The 15,904-nt window shown below is 51.2% G+C and carries 16 protein-coding genes; 13 read left to right on the forward strand and 3 right to left on the reverse strand.

Annotation, left to right across the window (positions count from 1 at the left end; translation table 11 throughout):
- The first annotated feature begins 306 nt into the window (after positions 1–306).
- The 3 genes from G5B47_RS11455 (at position 307) to G5B47_RS11465 (ending at position 3,859) form a co-directional block, all read left to right on the forward strand.
- Positions 307–1,626: a sugar ABC transporter substrate-binding protein gene (locus tag G5B47_RS11455; RefSeq protein WP_165097992.1), complete on the forward strand. Its 1,320-nt coding sequence runs from the start codon at positions 307–309 to the stop codon at positions 1,624–1,626.
- A gap of 77 nt (positions 1,627–1,703) precedes the next feature.
- On the forward strand, positions 1,704–3,017 hold the full coding sequence (locus G5B47_RS11460; protein ID WP_165097994.1) for a carbohydrate ABC transporter permease: 1,314 nt from the start codon (positions 1,704–1,706) through the stop codon (positions 3,015–3,017).
- Positions 3,014–3,859, forward strand: coding sequence for a sugar ABC transporter permease (locus tag G5B47_RS11465; protein ID WP_165097996.1), 846 nt, complete (start codon positions 3,014–3,016; stop codon positions 3,857–3,859). The genes G5B47_RS11460 and G5B47_RS11465 overlap by 4 nt, the downstream gene beginning before the upstream one ends.
- Positions 3,860–4,037: 178 nt before the next feature.
- On the opposite strand, the gene yhbH is transcribed toward G5B47_RS11465, so the two are convergent.
- Complete coding sequence (gene yhbH / locus G5B47_RS11470; protein WP_165097998.1) at positions 4,038–5,201, reverse strand: sporulation protein YhbH; 1,164 nt, start codon at positions 5,199–5,201, stop codon at positions 4,038–4,040.
- Between the two features lie 273 nt (positions 5,202–5,474).
- Here yhbH and G5B47_RS11475 point away from each other — a divergent pair, with 273 nt between their 5' ends.
- Positions 5,475–6,389: a hypothetical protein gene (locus G5B47_RS11475; protein WP_165098000.1), complete on the forward strand. Its 915-nt coding sequence runs from the start codon at positions 5,475–5,477 to the stop codon at positions 6,387–6,389.
- A gap of 142 nt (positions 6,390–6,531) precedes the next feature.
- On the opposite strand, the gene G5B47_RS11480 is transcribed toward G5B47_RS11475, so the two are convergent.
- Positions 6,532–6,969 carry a hypothetical protein gene (locus tag G5B47_RS11480; protein ID WP_165098002.1) on the reverse strand — a complete coding sequence of 146 codons (438 nt, stop codon included), beginning with the start codon at positions 6,967–6,969 and terminating at the stop codon, positions 6,532–6,534.
- Between the two features lie 200 nt (positions 6,970–7,169).
- Here G5B47_RS11480 and G5B47_RS11485 point away from each other — a divergent pair, with 200 nt between their 5' ends.
- Complete coding sequence (locus tag G5B47_RS11485; protein WP_165098004.1) at positions 7,170–7,553, forward strand: DUF423 domain-containing protein; 384 nt, start codon at positions 7,170–7,172, stop codon at positions 7,551–7,553.
- 119 nt (positions 7,554–7,672) lie between these two features.
- Here the strand turns inward: G5B47_RS11485 and G5B47_RS11490 are convergent, their stop codons facing one another.
- Positions 7,673–8,182, reverse strand: coding sequence for a hypothetical protein (locus G5B47_RS11490; protein WP_025334146.1), 510 nt, complete (start codon positions 8,180–8,182; stop codon positions 7,673–7,675).
- Positions 8,183–8,384: 202 nt separating this feature from the next.
- Here G5B47_RS11490 and G5B47_RS11495 point away from each other — a divergent pair, with 202 nt between their 5' ends.
- The 8 genes from G5B47_RS11495 to sufB all read left to right on the forward strand — a co-directional run bounded on the left by G5B47_RS11495 (position 8,385) and on the right by sufB (position 15,754).
- Complete coding sequence (locus G5B47_RS11495) at positions 8,385–8,687, forward strand: YunC family protein (RefSeq protein ID WP_124694681.1); 303 nt, start codon at positions 8,385–8,387, stop codon at positions 8,685–8,687.
- Between the two features lie 309 nt (positions 8,688–8,996).
- On the forward strand, positions 8,997–9,458 hold the full coding sequence (locus G5B47_RS11500) for a Dps family protein (RefSeq protein WP_165098007.1): 462 nt from the start codon (positions 8,997–8,999) through the stop codon (positions 9,456–9,458).
- A 323-nt stretch (positions 9,459–9,781) separates the two neighbouring features.
- A complete protein-coding gene (locus G5B47_RS11505; protein ID WP_165098010.1) occupies positions 9,782–10,354 on the forward strand; it encodes a DUF1802 family protein in 573 nt (190 codons plus the stop codon).
- Between the two features lie 230 nt (positions 10,355–10,584).
- Positions 10,585–11,367, forward strand: coding sequence for a Fe-S cluster assembly ATPase SufC (sufC, locus tag G5B47_RS11510; RefSeq protein ID WP_165098012.1), 783 nt, complete (start codon positions 10,585–10,587; stop codon positions 11,365–11,367).
- A 25-nt stretch (positions 11,368–11,392) separates the two neighbouring features.
- Positions 11,393–12,694 (forward strand): Fe-S cluster assembly protein SufD, encoded by a 1,302-nt coding sequence (sufD, locus tag G5B47_RS11515; RefSeq protein WP_165098014.1) that lies wholly within the window; start codon positions 11,393–11,395, stop codon positions 12,692–12,694.
- Entirely contained in the window at positions 12,691–13,914 is a 1,224-nt protein-coding gene (locus G5B47_RS11520) for a cysteine desulfurase (protein WP_025334152.1), read from the forward strand. Before sufD ends, G5B47_RS11520 begins: the two co-directional genes overlap by 4 nt.
- Entirely contained in the window at positions 13,901–14,332 is a 432-nt protein-coding gene (sufU, locus tag G5B47_RS11525; protein WP_025334153.1) for a Fe-S cluster assembly sulfur transfer protein SufU, read from the forward strand. Before G5B47_RS11520 ends, sufU begins: the two co-directional genes overlap by 14 nt.
- A gap of 24 nt (positions 14,333–14,356) precedes the next feature.
- Positions 14,357–15,754, forward strand: coding sequence for a Fe-S cluster assembly protein SufB (sufB, locus tag G5B47_RS11530; RefSeq protein WP_165098016.1), 1,398 nt, complete (start codon positions 14,357–14,359; stop codon positions 15,752–15,754).
- Positions 15,755–15,904: the final 150 nt, after the last annotated feature.

The following is a 15,904-nucleotide window of genomic DNA, read 5'->3' on the forward strand; positions in this document are numbered from 1 at the left end:
GTTTTAAAAAAAGAAACGAAAACAGGAGATATATTTTAATTTTAGAAGATAATAGGTGATTTTCCCGGAAAAATTAGACTAAATGACGTAAAATTCTATGTGAGAGCGTTTTTACAAACAAGATACGCTATTGTATGATTGGTTCGAAATGAAGCGCTTCCAAGTTGTGGGATTGTCTAATTCGACGAAATAAGATAAGAATTACGGTCCTGTGGCAGCTTTTTTGCAATCGTTTGCGCAAACTGCCGAACTTGATCACTTCAACTCAAAAATTAAGGGAATTGAACACGAAAGGGGCTAATGAAATTGAAGATGAAAAAGTTTGTCACTCTTGCCGCTGCGTTCACAATGGCTGTCTCCATTACGGCCTGCGGGTCCGGAAATAACGGAGCGAATTCCGCCCAAACGAGTGCACCTACAGAAAGCGCCTCCAATTCTGGAGGTACGAACACGGGATCAGTGTCCTCTCAAATCACTCCCGAAGACGGAGCTGCTTTGACGGTATGGGAAAGTAAAGAAGAAAGGGCGTTCACCGAGCAAATCGCCAAGGAATTTACCCAAAAATATAATGTGCCGGTCAAAATCGAAGAAGTGGCTCCATCCGATCAAGTGACGAAATTGTCTCAAGACGGTCCTTCGGGATTGGGAGCGGACGTTATCGTTATTCCTCATGACAATCTGGGCAAAGCGGTAGCCGCGAGTCTTGTCCTTCCAAACGATGTGTTTGCCGAGGAGACCAAAAAGAACAACACCGAGGCCTCAATTACCGGAGCCAGCTTTGAGGGCGAACTGTACGGCTACCCGCGTTCCGCCGAGACCTACGCCCTGTATTACAACAAATCGCTGGTGAAGGAAGCGCCGAAGTCTTTTGACGATGTACTTGCTTTCAGCAAGACGTTCACGGACAAATCGAAGAACAAATACGGGATTATGTGGGAAGTCGGCAACCTGTATTTTAACTATATGTTTATCGCTTCGACAGGCGGTTATGTCTTTGGCGATAGCGGCACTAACAAGGACGATATTGGCCTGAACTCTGATCAAGCCATTGAAGGCTTGAAAGCCTTTGTCAAAATGAAAGAGGCACTGCCGATCAAGAGCGGGGATATCAACCCGGATATCAAGCGCAGCCTGTTCAATTCCGGAGACGTAGCTATGGATATTAACGGTCCGTGGGAATTGGCCGGCTATAAACAAGCGCTTGGAGACAAGTTGGGTTTAGCGCCGCTGCCGACAGTTGACGGTAAAACGGCGGTTTCATTCTCCGGCATCAAAATCTACGGAGTTAATGCCTATAGTCAGTATCCGAATGCCGCCAAATTGTATGCCGAGTTCGCTACCAGCAAAGATGCCCAGCTTCTGCTGAACAAGCTTATCGGTTCCATCCCGACGAACAAGGAAGCTTTGGAGGATCCGCAAGTTAAAAATGATCCTTATGTGTCGGCCCTTGCCGAACAAGCGAAAAATTCCCAGCCTATGCCGTCCATACCGGAGATGGGCAATGTATGGAGCCCGGCTAACGCGGCGCTGCCGGAAATTTGGGATAAAAATGCCGATCCGAAGGCGGCAATGGACAGAGCGGTTCAGCAAATCAAGGATTTAAACAATGGAGCCGCAGCTCAATAATGAAACAATCACTATCGCCCGCCGCGTCAAGCCTGGCGGGCGATATAGATTCCCCCGGGAGAGGAGAGCGGAGAAGGATGCGGCGACAACGCGCAACAGCAACGATACTGTCGACGATTTTTATGGGACTCGGACAAATATACAACCGCCAATTCATTAAAGGTATCATTTTATTCTTGATCGAATCGGCTTGTCTCTATTATTTTATCGGGAATTTGGGAAGGGCCTTATGGGGCATCGTCACTTTGGGAGATACACCCAACCATTTGGCAAAAGTGAACGGTATCACGAAAATGGTGGCTGGAGACCATTCCATTTATATTTTGATTCAGAGCTTGATTACCTTGTTTGTTCTGATTTTGTTTCTGATTGCCTGGTATATGAACATCAGGGATGCATTCCATACCGCCAAGAAGCGGGAAGCCGGAATTGCCGTTAATCATTTCAAGCAAACGCTCCGCTATATCAAGGATTATAAATTTGCGGAAACCTTCCTGATTCTTCCCGCCGTTGGCATTTTGTTCTTCACCATCATGCCGATTATCTTCATGATCCTGATTGCCTTTACGAACTATTCCGCCCCCTCGCACGTACCGCCGGCAAAGCTTGTGGATTGGGTCGGCTTCGAAACATTCCGCAATTTGCTGGCACTGAAGACATGGAGCCATACTTTTTACGGGGTTCTGACCTGGACAATTATATGGGCGATTTTATCGACGGTTACCACTTATTTCGGAGGTCTGCTGGTAGCGCTGCTGATTAGCCAGCAGGGTATAAAATTCAAAGGGTTCTGGAGAGCGATTCTGATTATTCCGTATGCTGTTCCTCAGCTGATCTCCCTGCTGCTGATGCGCAACCTGTTCAATGGGCAATTCGGCCCGATCAATCAATATCTGAGATATTTTGGACTCGGCGGACTGCCGTGGCTAACCGATCCGTTCTGGGCCAAGGTAACCGTCATTATTGTAAATATGTGGGTTGGTATACCGGTGTCAATGCTGCTTATTATGGGTGTTCTTACGACAATTCCGCGGGATATGTACGAAGCAGCTGAGGTTGACGGAGCTTCCAATTTTCAAAAATTTCGTATTGTCACTTTACCCATGGTTCTGTTCACCACTGCTCCTACGCTTATTACGCAGTTTGCGGGCAACATCAACAACTTTAACGCGATTTTTCTGCTTACGGGCGGAAATCCGGTGAACGGGAATTATCAATACGCAGGTTCAACCGATTTGCTCGTAACATGGTTGTATAAATTGACGCTTGACCAGAACAAAAACAACATGGCCGCCGCCGTAGGGATTATTATCTTTATCATCATCGCTTCTTTTTCGATATACAACTACCGCCGGACCAATTCATTCAAACAGGAGGACATGATCCAATGAACGGACGTAAACTGGCAAATATCATTCGTCTGGCTGCGAGTTATATCGTCCTGGTTGTGCTGGCGATATCCGCCCTGTATCCGGCGATATGGATTGTTTTCGGATCGCTTCGGCCCGGAAAGTCGCTGTACAGCAAACATTTTATTCCGGATCAGCTGACGCTTGTCCATTATAAAGAGCTCTTTACTTCTCAGGTCTATTTGTTCGGCACCTGGTACATGAATACGTTGAAGATCGCTCTTTGTTCTATGCTGATCGGCGTATTGTTGACTCTGCTGACAAGCTATGCGGTATCGAGATTTCGTTTTAAGGGCCGTCAGACGGCATTGTCCACGCTGCTGATTCTCGGCATGTTCCCGGGCTTTATGAGTATGATCGCCATTTATTTGCTGCTGAAGGAGTTTCATCTTCTGGATACTCATCTGGCGTTAATTATCGTCTACGCGGCCGGCGCTCCTCTCAGCGGAACATTCATCGCCAAAGGCTTTCTCGATACGATTCCCCGTTCCCTTGACGAGGCCGCACGGATTGACGGGGCAAGCAACTTCGGCATCTTCGCGAGAATTATTCTGCCATTATCACGACCGATGATTACTTTTATGGCGCTGACCCAGTTTGTCGGACCATGGGTTGACTTCATTTTCGCACGGCTGATTCTGCGGACAAAAGAGAACTGGACCGTCGCGGTGGGGATGTGGGACATGGTTAATACCATTCAGAACTCCAACTTTACCCTGTTCTCGGCCGGAGCCGTACTGATTGCTGTGCCGATTATGATCTTGTTCGCTTTCCTCCAACGTTTGCTGGTAGACGGATTGACAGCGGGAGCCAGCAAAGGGTAAGAGCGTAAAGGGAAATAGCTGCTTAGCCCATATAAAATATGAAAAGCTTCCCGTTCTTACAACAGGGAAGCTTTTTTCGGTAATAAACTGCCATTTTTTCGTTTTTGTATGCTGCTAAAGGCTGTAAGGTGTGAAACCGAAAAACCGGTCCGTTCCCGTGGCGTCCGGGGTTAGCGGATTACCGGCCTGCGGGCTCTTTTTTGGCGAAAAAGGTCTTCAGCGCCTGATACACTTCCTTCTTGTCCTTGATGACATAGTACATAAACTGCGGCTGCTTGATATGCTTATATGCCGACATCAGCGTGCTGCTCCGGTTATACTGGTTGACTTCGCCGTAGCCGAAGATATTGCTGCGCTTCAGGAGCTCCCCGATCAGCTTGACGCAGCGCTCGTTGTCGGAGCTTAAATTGTCGCCGTCCGAGAAATGGAAAGGATAGATGTTGTACTTGGAAGGCGGGTACCGCTTGTCGATAATATCCAGCGCTTTTTGATAAGCCGACGAACAGATCGTTCCGCCGCTCTCGCCCCGGGTGAAGAAATCATGCTCGGTGACCTCTTTGGCTTCTGTATGATGGGCCAGAAAGACAATCTCGACCTTCTCGTACTGGCGGCGCAGGAAGCGGGTCATCCAGAAGAAGAAGCTGCGGGCGCAGTATTTTTCAAAGGTTCCCATACTGCCCGAAGTATCCATCATGGCGATAATGACCGCGTTGGAATGCGGGATGGTCGTTTCGTCCCATGTTTTGTAGCGCAGATCGTCGGGACTGATGCGGTGAATTTTCGGAATACCGGCTCTGGCGTTGCGGCGCAGGTTCTCAAGCAGGGTGCGCTTTTTGTCGATATTGGACATCATGCCTTTTTTGCGGATATCGTTGAAGACGATGGACTGGACCTCAACTTCTTCCTTGTCCTTGGGCTTCAGATGCGGCAGCTCAAATTCCTGAAACAGAATGTCCTCCAGATCCTCCAGATCGACCTCCGCCTCCACCAGGTCCTGACCCGGCTGATCGCCGGCTTTATCTCCCTTGCCCGGACCCGCCTGGGCCGGTTCCCGTCCCAGAACATCTCCAATTTGGCTGTCTCCGTCGCCTTGCCCGACATGCTTCTGTTTGCGGTAATTATAAATAATCCGGTACTCATCCAGACTGCGGATCGGCACTTTCACAATTTGCTTGCCATCGGACATGATAATGTTCTCTTCCGTAACGAGATCGGGCAGATTGCTCTTGATCGCTTCCTTGACCTTCTGCTGGTGACGTTCCTGATCCTGATGGCCTTTGCGGTGCAGGGACCAGTCTTCTCTTGAGACGACGAATGAAAAAGGCTGTGACGATTGCGGCAAAGAGGATCACCTCCCATGGAATATAAGAAACGAAAGAATTCGCGGCTTGCGGCGCGGACCGGCATAAGGGGGACAGACCCGGCAAAGAGCCGGGGCGGGGAAGCCGGTAGTTGTAACTAAAGTATATTCACGGGGCTTGGGGATATGTGCGCTGAAAGCGGCGGAGAAGGCAAAGGCCGGTTTCCGGAAAAATTCATTTGCAACCTTAGCACGGGATGGGACGTTAAAAGGGTAAGTGCGCACCGCACGAGAACCTTAAGGAGGCAAAACTGCATGAAACCACAACGTTCCATATCGGCCGCGGCCGCTCTTGCCGTATTCTTGCTCGCCCTGACGGCTTGCACGGGAGATAAGCCTGCCGCAGGCTCTACGGATGCGCCTGTCTCGGCTTCGCCGACGACTGCGCTCACGGCCGTTCCCGAACCGAGCACGGCGCCTGAACCACCCGCTTCACCGAGCCAGCCGGCGGGCGGGGAGACTCAGGTTATAAAAGGGACCGGGGTCTACAACGGTCAAATCGATAATCATTCCATAGAAATCCAGACGGAGGAAGGTCCGATTGCCTTTGAACTCGGAGCCGGATTGGAGAATGTGCCGGAAACGCTGAATGAAGAGAACAAGGTCTCCTTTGAATACGTGGAAAAAGAGGTGGAGGGCGACGATTCGGTCAAGCAGCGTGTGCTCACCAAGCTGAGCGCTTCGGAAGGAAGCGCGGATAGTTCGTCCGAATTGCCGCCCACGAAGAAGCTGGAGCTTACGCTGGAAGGCAGCAAGGAAGTGAAGACGGCTGCGCTTGCCCAAGGCAACGGTTATGCGGTGTATTTATTCGATATTCTTGGTTTCGACCAGGCGAAGGGCCGGATCTATCTGAAGGTGGATTCCGAATATTACGCCGACATTGAGAAGCTTCCTTCGGACTTTAATCTGGATTATTTGCGGCTTGAAGGCAGCAAGGAGCTGTCCAAGATTGGAGAGGTCAAAGAGCTTAAAGGGGACGAGAGAACCCGGGCTATGGCGGACGCCCGGCTGTTCCTGACCGCAACCGGCAAGGACGGGACGAAAAAATATATCGTCAAGGAGTCGGGCGGGCAGGGCTATATCATTACCATGAATATCCCATTCGGTGACGCCACGGAAGGATTTCCGCCACATGCCTTCGCTTCATTGAATACGCTTGTGAACCGCTAATCGCAGCATAAAAGGCTTCACAGGCGGAGAGACAAAACGGCCCCTCGGGTCTTGTCTTCGGGTATTACCCGGACAACCCGAGGGGCCGCTTATGCAGTCGAAGCCGCCATTCAAGGGAGAAGCGCTCGTTCCCTGACTTCTCCTAAAGGGCACCTACGCTTATCAGAACCACCGCAATGAGCAGTACGAACATAAGTAAGATTAGTCCGTTGATGATCGTCCCGATGATTCCGAATACTTTGCGCCTACCGCGCAGGGCAAGGCCGATGATCCCCACCACCAGGCCGATGAAATTAAGCGCCGCAAGCGCAAGCACCGACAAGCCGAGGAACAGGAAACCTTCGCCTCCCTGGTCATTAAACGTGAGTGGTTCATTAACTACCGGCCCGACCAAAGCTCCGGCGACTATGAAGGAGACGATGTATCCTGCAATTGTCACCATAGCGATGACAAAGGAGGCGATGCCCGGGCCGGAATGCTTGAGCTTTCGCGGTTCCTCCGGGTAGGGAGAGAAGCCGGGGGCACCGGTATAGGGGTTGTTTTGCTGTGGGTCTTGCTTGGGAAAATCCTGTTCATCCATAGACTGGGTATGCTCCTTTGCCGATTATTTACTATGTATATGCTATAACTATTGTTCACAGGCTAAGCTCCAAATGCAAGGCCTCTGGCAAAAAAGGTGAACACTGGATATGGCGGCTGTGCATCCGTTATGATAGAAGGGATCGAAAAAGCATGCCGTATGTAGCGTATTCTCGGCATAGGATAAGGAGTTGTCAGTCTTTGCAGCGGACATTTATCACTTGGGGAGCGCTGCTCGCCATGCTGGCCGTAGCCGTCGGCGCTTTCGGCGCCCATATCCTGAAAGCCTCGCTCGATGAATCGGCGATGGCGGTCTATGAAACGGGCGTCCATTATCACATGATGCATGCGCTGGGTCTGCTGATCGTCGGCTTTGCCGCCGGACAATGGGGCGAAAGCGGCCGGCTACGTTGGTCCGGCTGGCTGCTTATTGCCGGCATCATCCTGTTCTCGGGGAGCCTTTATGCGCTGAGCATTTCGGGAATCAAGGTGCTGGGGGCAATTACTCCGTTAGGCGGAGTATGCTTCATTGCCGGCTGGCTGCTGCTGGCTTTGGAGGGCTGGTCCCGGAAAAAAGCCCGCTAGTTTCAAAAGGCGCTCCGGTGGCAGAAGCGCATTGAATCTCGCGGAGCGATCTTATGGCATTACGCAAGCGAGGGTGCTCTTAGACCGTCTTATGGTCTAAAGGCACCCTCGTTTGCTTTTTATAAAAATTCGTCGATTTCATTCAGCCTGAACGTATATACCTGCTTCTCGTCTACATGATAGACGTTTATGGTGCCTGTCTCTTCGTCAAAATTCAGAATACGGCACGGGAGTGACAACTGCTTGCCTTGGCGGTTGGCCCTTAACCGGACCAGCCGGTTATCCCGGATAAACGTGCGAATCTGTTCGAAGGCGTCTGCGGGACTTTCCGCGGGTGCCTTCGGAGGAGATGCCGCTGCAGAAGGCGAAGCGTGCACGGAAGACTTATAACCCGAGAGTTTCTTGAGCAGAGCGCTTTCCTGTTTGGACAACGTTTTAGGCGGATTCAGCAGGCTGTCGATTTTTTTTCCCAGGGGGAGTTCCGAATTGATTTTGAAATCACCTACGACCTGGCTGCCGTTCATCAGTTCCAGCAAATACTGCAGAGCAAGCGGATGGGTACGGGCATTAATCAAGATGTCGACGTTAAACAAATAATGATCGTCTTCGCTTAGTGTTTTTTTGTCCATAATGCCCCCAGCTTATCCTTAGGAATGGTTCTATGTAAACAAACTATATCATTAAATGCGAAATAATAATATAGAAGAATTTTGGGGAGAATGGGCCTTTTGTCACCTGATTCATCCGTAAAAATCGGGACCATCGTCCACACGTCTGCAAGAAGGCAGGCATACACATAGAGCGGGGAAACGATAAGGGAGGTGGCTGTTAATGGTGACTTTAGAGCCTGTAGCGGTCGGCAATCATATCATGCTTGGCGTGGAAGTGAAACTGCCCAAAACGACGCTGCTGACGATCAGCACCGATAAAGGTTATATTATGTGCGGAGCGCTTGATGTCGGACTGCTGAACGAACGTCTTGCGGACCGGGGCATCATTGCCGGAAGGGCTGTGGGGGTACGAACTTTGGAGCAGCTGCTTGCCGCACCGCTGGAATCCGTGACGTTCGAAGCGGAGAAGCTTGGAATCGTTCCGGGCATGACCGGGTCTGAGGCTTTGCTCAGAATGCTGTAGAGAAATGCGCAGGTGAGATGGGGCCAATCGGCCCTTTTTTTAATGCTCAGCCTTTAGCCAAATTGATATCCATAAATAGATGTTACGCGTTTGTGTAAATAAGCCGGAAGCGGACAGGTCAGGCATAAGCGGGAATCCCTTTGAGCATCCTACAGAAGTCGATCCATCCGGTATTTTGAAAAAATTATGGAGATTTGGTCATATTGTTTCGCCCGGAGGGACATCGGGGTAATTGGTCAGTAGACAGCGGCAGGGCCGGACCATCGGATGAGATGCCGGCTACATTTTTGGACAAGGAAGGGATTTAAAATGGCTAAAGCAACAAATAAAGTTGAATCTACCTCAGTCGAGCAAGTATTGAACCGTCAGGTTGCCAATCTGAATGTGCTGTATGTCAAAATACACAATTACCATTGGTATGTAAAAGGCGAGCAGTTCTTCTCGCTTCATGTCAAATTCGAAGAATTATATGATGAGGTTACGGAGAAAATGGACGAGGTAGCCGAGCGTCTCTTGAGCATCAAAGGGCAACCGGCTGCAACCTTGAAGGAGTATCTGGAGATTGCGACCATTCAGGAAGCAACCGGCAAGGAGGATACGCGTGCGATGGTGCAATCGCTGATCGAGGATTTCACCACTATTGCCGAAGAAGTAACGGAAGGTATTGAACTGGCGGAAGAAAGCGGCGACCACCCGACGGCGGACCTGTTCATCAAAATCCGCACCGACTTTGAAAAGCATGCCTGGATGCTACGTTCTTTCCTCGGCTGAGGAACGGACCGTACGTTTGACAGGCAGTGAAGATCTATGAATTAGCGGAAAAGCCTCCCCCGGGAGGCTTTTTTGCGTTATTCGACAAATTCGTAATGCCTTTTGAAAAAAACTGCTTTGGAAAATATTTCGAGATGATACCGCGGCTGAGGAAGGAAATCTATACACGGCGCTTTTTTTTACGACTTACTGGTTCCGAATTACGAGCTTGGATGGTCTTTTTGCGGAAGCTTTTTTAACATCAGCCTGTCGGAATGGAACGAATGCCGTTATAATAGATTCATAAGCAGCTGAAAAATTGGGATTGGAAGGAGGGATAAGCGATGAAACTCAACCCCGTCGCTCTGAAAGAATGGGCTTCGGTCATTGATGTTCTGCTGGAAGGTGATCAGATCCTGCTTATGCGAAAAGGCGGCATCGAGGAGGAAACGAGGCGGTTTGAGCTGAAGAGCCGTTCCTTTTATCTGTTCCCGACCTATGAACACCAGCGGGCCCACCTGATCAAGGACCCCTATCAATCCTTCGTGGAGCGTTCACTTTCGGAATTTGATGCGGGAGCCGCCCATGTGAAGCTTACCGCATATGCCGAGGCAACCGATGATCTTGAAGTGCGTGATTTCGCGCAGCTTGAGCTGCTTTATCCTTATCATATGTGGACGGGAAATTTGGCCGAGGAGCGGCTCAAATGGAAGGCGAAGCAGCCGCTTCATATATTACTGCTCCGGGTATACAAGCTGGAGGAGCCGGTTCTGATCGAGGCGCTTCCGGAATATGGGGGCTGCCGTTCCTGGATTGAGCTTCCGGCGCTGAAGGACGACATCCGGTTAAACCCGGTTTTGAGCGAAGAGTCGTTTGAAGAAAAGCGTGTGAGAATTAAGTCCATATTAGGGCAATAATATGACAATAATGGTGAAACTTCGTTGAAAGATTTTGAAAAAATGAAAATTCGGTTTGTAATGACAGGTTCATTATAATAAAATGAGTGAAAATCATTGATAATCAGTGAGAATCAAATTATAATGATTATAATTTGATAAGCACTATAAAGCATAACGCTGGGATCAGGGCTAACCTGTTTTAATATAATTCTGATTTCGCAAATCGATCAATGGAGGGAATGAACGTTATGGCAGCAGAATTTGTCATTGAGGGTTTGAAAGCGACAGTTGAGGGGAAAGAGATTCTAAAGGGGTTCAACCTTCAAATGAAGGGCGGCGAGGTTCATGCCATCATGGGGCCGAACGGCACCGGCAAGAGTACACTTGCTTCTTCGCTGATGGGCCATCCGAAATATGAAGTAACGGAAGGAACTGTAACCCTTGAGGGCGAAGACTTGCTGGAAATGGGCGTTGACGAGCGCGCCCGCGCCGGATTGTTCCTTGCAATGCAGTATCCGAGTGAAATCGCCGGCGTAACGAACTCCGACTTTCTCCGCAGCGCGATTAACGCCCGCCGCGAAGAGGGAAGTGAAATTTCGCTAATCAAGTTTATCCGCCAGATGGAAAGCAAAATGAAGGAACTGGAAATGAACCCCGAGTTCATGCACCGCTATTTGAACGAAGGCTTCTCCGGTGGCGAGAAGAAACGCAACGAAATCCTGCAAATGATGTTGCTGGAACCGAAAATCGTCATTCTGGACGAAATTGACTCCGGTCTGGATATCGACGCATTGAGAGTTGTAGCCCAAGGGGTAAACGCTATGCGCAGCGAAGACCGCGGATTCCTGGTTATCACCCACTACCAACGTTTGCTCAACTATATCAAGCCTGACTTTGTTCATATAATGATGCAAGGCAGAATCGTCAAATCCGGCGGTCCGGAGCTGGCGGAACGTCTTGAAGCCGAAGGCTATGAATGGGTAAAGGAAGAACTCGGAATCGAAGATGAAACCGTAGGACAGGAAGCTTAAGAACACCTGGAAGGAGGAGACCATTATGATGACGCAAACCATTCTTCCGGTGGACGCCGGCCGGCTGAGCGAACTGTCGCTGCGAAGCGGAGAGCCGGAATGGCTGAAGGAAAGCCGCCTGAAGGCGCTGGAGCTTGCAGCGAAGCTGGAGCTTCCAAAACTGGAGAAGACACGGATTGAGCGCTGGAATATACACGGGTACGGGAGTTATAAAGAAAGCGCGGCGATTGCCGCATTGAACGAAGCCCCCTCCTCCATTGCTGCACTTGCTGGCAGCGCAGGGGAAGGCAGCCTGATCATTCAACGGAATTCGGGAGTAGTCTATACCCGCCTGGCCCCGGAGCTTGCGGAGAAGGGAGTCATCTTCACCGATCTGCAGACTGCGGCTAAGGAACACGGCGAGCTTGTGCAGCGTTATCTGCACACTGCGGTCAAACCGGAGGAGCATTTGATCGCTGCGCTGCACGCAGCGCTGTGGAACGGAGGCGTGTTCCTGTACATTCCGAAGAATGTCGTAGTCGATACGCCGGTACAGGCGATATTCCTGACGGACGACGCGGAGGCTGCATTCGCGCCTCACGTCCTGATCGTGGCCGACAGCAACAGCTCGGTGACCTATGTCGACAACTACGTGTCGGGTAAGGAAGAAGCCGGACTTCATAACGGCGCTGTCGAAGTGTTCGTCGGAGCCGGAGCGAAAGTCCGCTACGCCACGGTGCATCAATTCGGAACGGATACGACCGATGTGACTTACCGCCGCGCCATTGTTGAAAATGACGGAGCGGTCGAGTGGATCGTCGGCGAAATGAATGAAGGCGATACGGCCAGCGACACGAAGTCGGTGCTTAAGGGCAACGGGGCAAGCTCCGACGCGAAAGTCATTGCGGTTGGCTCGGGCGCGCAAAAGCTGAACTATACGACGCAGGCTCAGCATTTTGGCAAAAACACGCCAAGCAATATGATTACCCGCGCGGTAATGCGGGAAAGCGCAACGTCGATTATCAACGGAATTACCAAAATCGAGAAAGGCGCTACGCGCGCAGACGGCCAGCAGACGGAAAAAGTGCTGATGCTGAGTCCGAAGGCACGCGGGGACGCCAATCCGATCCTGCTTATTGACGAAGATGACGTGACCGCAGGACACGCAGCTTCCGTCGGTCAGGTCAATCCAGAGCAAATCTACTATCTGATGTCGCGCGGCATTTCGCGCGCCGAAGCAGAGAGACTGGTTATATACGGCTTCCTTGCGCCGGTTGTGTCGCAAATTCCACTAGAGGGACTGCGCGAACAGCTGAAGTCTCTTGTGGAAAGGAAGTTGGGACAATGAACAAGGCCATCCGGGAGCAATTCCCCATCCTGAACCAGAACGTCAACGGCCATCCGCTTGTATACCTGGACAGTGCTGCGACTTCGCAGAAGCCTCGGCAGGTTATTGAAGCGATCAAGGCTTATTATGAACATGATAATTCCAACGTTCACCGCGGCGTCCATACGCTGGGCAGCCGGGCCACCGATGCCTATGAGGGTGCCAGAGAGAAGGTCGCCAAATTTATTAACGCCCGAAGCACCAAGGAAATCGTATTTACCCGCGGTACGACGACGGCGCTTAATTTGGTAGCTTCCTCCTATGGGCCTTCCGCCGTTGGCGAAGGCGATGAAATTGTAATTACGCTGATGGAGCACCACAGCAACCTGATTCCGTGGCAGCAGCTTGCCAAGAAGACGGGAGCTACGCTGAAGTTCATTCCGCTGCAGAAAGACGGAACTATTCTGTTGGAAGACGCCGAGAAGACGATTACGGACAGAACGAAGATCGTATCCGTAGCCTATGTTTCCAACGTAATGGGCGTTACAAGCCCGGTGAAGGAGCTGGCGGCCATTGCCCACCGGCATGGCGCGGTTATGGTGGTGGACGGTGCGCAGAGCACGCCGCATATGAAGGTCGACGTCCAGGATCTGGACTGCGATTTCTATGCGTTGTCCGGCCACAAAATGTGCGCGCCTACCGGCATCGGCGCCCTTTACGGCAAGAGAGCGCTGCTTGAAGCCATGGAGCCGGTGGAATTCGGCGGGGAAATGATTGATGACGTTGGTCTTTACGAGTCGACCTGGAAGGAGCTGCCGTGGAAGTTCGAAGGCGGCACGCCGATCATTGCGGGCGCTGTCGGCCTCGGAGCCGCGATCGATTTCCTTCAGGAGGTCGGTCTCGATGAGATTCACCGGCATGAGATCAAGCTCGCAGCCTATGCCGAGGAGCGGCTTTCCGAAATCGATGGCATCACCATCTACGGACCGCGCAACCGGCAAGTGGGCGTCGTGACCTTTAATCTGGGGGATGTTCACCCGCATGACGTAGCAACCGTGCTCGATGCGGAGGGAATTGCGGTCCGGGCGGGCCATCACTGCTGCCAGCCGCTTATGCGCTGGCTGGAAGCTAGTTCAACGGCGCGGGCCAGCTTGTACTTGTACAACAACGAAGAAGATATTGACCGGCTGGCCTCGGCGTTAATCCGGACAAAGGAGTATTTCGCCGATGCAATTGGATGATTTGTACAGACGTGTAATCATGGATCATTATAAGAATCCCCGGAACCGCGGCTTGTTCGAAGACGACGCTATGAAGGTGGAGTTGAACAATCCAACCTGCGGAGACCGTATTACACTGCAGTTGAAGGTTGAGGACGGGATCGTTAAAGAGGCTCGGTATGTCGGCGAAGGCTGCTCAATCAGCATGTCCTCCGCCTCGATGATGACCGAAGTCGTTAAAGGCAAAACCGTGGAACAGGCGCTGGACCTGGCCAGCCGCTTCTCCGCACTGATGCAAGGCGAGGACGTGACGTTCGGCGATTATGAAGATATCGAAGCCCTTTCCGGCGTGAACAAATTCCCGGCGCGGATCAAATGCGCGACACTGGCCTGGAATGCGCTGCGCAAAGGCATCGACGAGGAAGAGCGACACCACTAAATGAAATGAAGGAGGCATACCCCCATGGCCAAAAAAGCGCCTGAAATTGAAGAGTACAAATATGGTTTTCGGGACGAGCACAAGGCGGTATTTCAAACGGGTAAAGGGCTGACTCCGGAAATCGTCAAGGAAATTTCGGCTATCAAGAATGAACCGCAGTGGATGCTGGACTTCCGACTGAAATCGCTCGGTCAATTCGACAAAATGCCGCTGCCGCGTTGGGGCGGAAACCTTGACGAGCTGGACTTCAACGACATTCAGTACTATGTCAGACCCTCCGAGAAGCAGGGGAAGACCTGGGAAGAGGTCCCTTCCGAAATCAAGGAAACCTTCGATAAGCTTGGTATTCCCGAAGCGGAACAAAAGTTCCTAGCGGGTGTATCCGCCCAGTATGAATCCGAAGTCGTATATCACAGCATGCAGAAGGATCTGGAAGAGCAGGGCGTTATCTTTACGGATACGGACACGGCTCTTCGTGAGCATCCCGAGATTTTCAAGGAATATTTCGGCACCGTTATTCCTCCTGCCGACAACAAGTTCGCCGCGCTGAACAGCGCCGTGTGGTCGGGCGGCAGCTTTATCTATGTTCCAAAGGGCGTTAAATGCGAAGTTCCGCTGCAAGCCTACTTCCGCATCAACTCCGAGAACATGGGTCAATTCGAAAGAACGCTGATCATCGCCGACGAGGACAGCTTCGTGCATTACGTGGAAGGCTGTACCGCTCCGGTCTACAGCACGAACTCGCTGCACAGCGCCGTCGTTGAGATCATCTGCAAAAAGAACGCGCGTGTCCGTTATACCACTATCCAGAACTGGGCGCCGAACATCTACAACCTCGTAACGAAACGCGCGGTTGCGGAAGAGAACGCGACGATGGAATGGGTTGACGGCAACATCGGCTCCAAGCTGACGATGAAATACCCGGCCGTTGTACTGAAAGGACGCGGCGCCAAAGGCTCCGTGCTCTCCATCGCAGTGGCCGGCAAAGGCCAGCACCAGGACGCAGGGGCCAAGATGATCCATTTGGCACCGGACACAACATCCACCATCATTTCCAAATCGATCAGCAAGCACGGCGGCAAAGTTACTTACCGCGGACTTGCTTCCTTCGGCCGCCAGGCGGAAGGCGCGAAATCGAACATCAAGTGCGATACACTCATTATGGATAACGAGTCCACTTCGGATACGATTCCTTATAATGAGATTATGAACGATAACATTACGCTTGAGCACGAAGCGACGGTCTCGAAGGTATCCGAGGAACAGCTCTTCTACCTCATGAGCCGCGGTCTGTCGGAAGCCGAAGCAACCCAGATGATCGTCATGGGCTTCATCGAGCCGTTCACCAAGGAGCTGCCGATGGAATACGCCGTCGAAATGAACCGTCTCATCAAGTTCGAGATGGAAGGAAGCATCGGTTAACCTTGATTATTCAAGGTTTTCCGGCTTTCGGACGGAGTTTAGCCCGATAATCAAATATCATCTTAGATACGTGTCCGCCAGTGAACTTGACGCTCTTATGCCCAAGACGCTCGGACACGTATTTTATTTAGGCCTACATACTTTAAATTG

The organism is Paenibacillus apii (genome assembly GCF_011043685.1).
GTDB lineage: Bacteria > Bacillota > Bacilli > Paenibacillales > Paenibacillaceae > Paenibacillus_AQ > Paenibacillus_AQ sabinae.

What these genes read in the sequence shown, in the direction of transcription:
- G5B47_RS11460 (WP_165097994.1), top strand. Translation starts at nt 1,704, where the DNA reads ATGCGGCGACAACGCGCAACAGCAACGATACTGTCGACGATTTTTATG.
- G5B47_RS11465 (WP_165097996.1), top strand. Translation starts at nt 3,014, where the DNA reads ATGAACGGACGTAAACTGGCAAATATCATTCGTCTGGCTGCGAGTTAT.
- G5B47_RS11475 (WP_165098000.1), top strand. Translation starts at nt 5,475, where the DNA reads ATGAAACCACAACGTTCCATATCGGCCGCGGCCGCTCTTGCCGTATTC.
- G5B47_RS11480 (WP_165098002.1), bottom strand. Translation starts at nt 6,969, where the DNA reads ATGGATGAACAGGATTTTCCCAAGCAAGACCCACAGCAAAACAACCCC.
- G5B47_RS11490 (WP_025334146.1), bottom strand. Translation starts at nt 8,182, where the DNA reads ATGGACAAAAAAACACTAAGCGAAGACGATCATTATTTGTTTAACGTC.
- G5B47_RS11495 (WP_124694681.1), top strand. Translation starts at nt 8,385, where the DNA reads ATGGTGACTTTAGAGCCTGTAGCGGTCGGCAATCATATCATGCTTGGC.
- G5B47_RS11500 (WP_165098007.1), top strand. Translation starts at nt 8,997, where the DNA reads ATGGCTAAAGCAACAAATAAAGTTGAATCTACCTCAGTCGAGCAAGTA.
- G5B47_RS11505 (WP_165098010.1), top strand. Translation starts at nt 9,782, where the DNA reads ATGAAACTCAACCCCGTCGCTCTGAAAGAATGGGCTTCGGTCATTGAT.
- sufC (WP_165098012.1), top strand. Translation starts at nt 10,585, where the DNA reads ATGGCAGCAGAATTTGTCATTGAGGGTTTGAAAGCGACAGTTGAGGGG.
- sufD (WP_165098014.1), top strand. Translation starts at nt 11,393, where the DNA reads ATGATGACGCAAACCATTCTTCCGGTGGACGCCGGCCGGCTGAGCGAA.
- G5B47_RS11520 (WP_025334152.1), top strand. Translation starts at nt 12,691, where the DNA reads ATGAACAAGGCCATCCGGGAGCAATTCCCCATCCTGAACCAGAACGTC.
- sufU (WP_025334153.1), top strand. Translation starts at nt 13,901, where the DNA reads ATGCAATTGGATGATTTGTACAGACGTGTAATCATGGATCATTATAAG.
- sufB (WP_165098016.1), top strand. Translation starts at nt 14,357, where the DNA reads ATGGCCAAAAAAGCGCCTGAAATTGAAGAGTACAAATATGGTTTTCGG.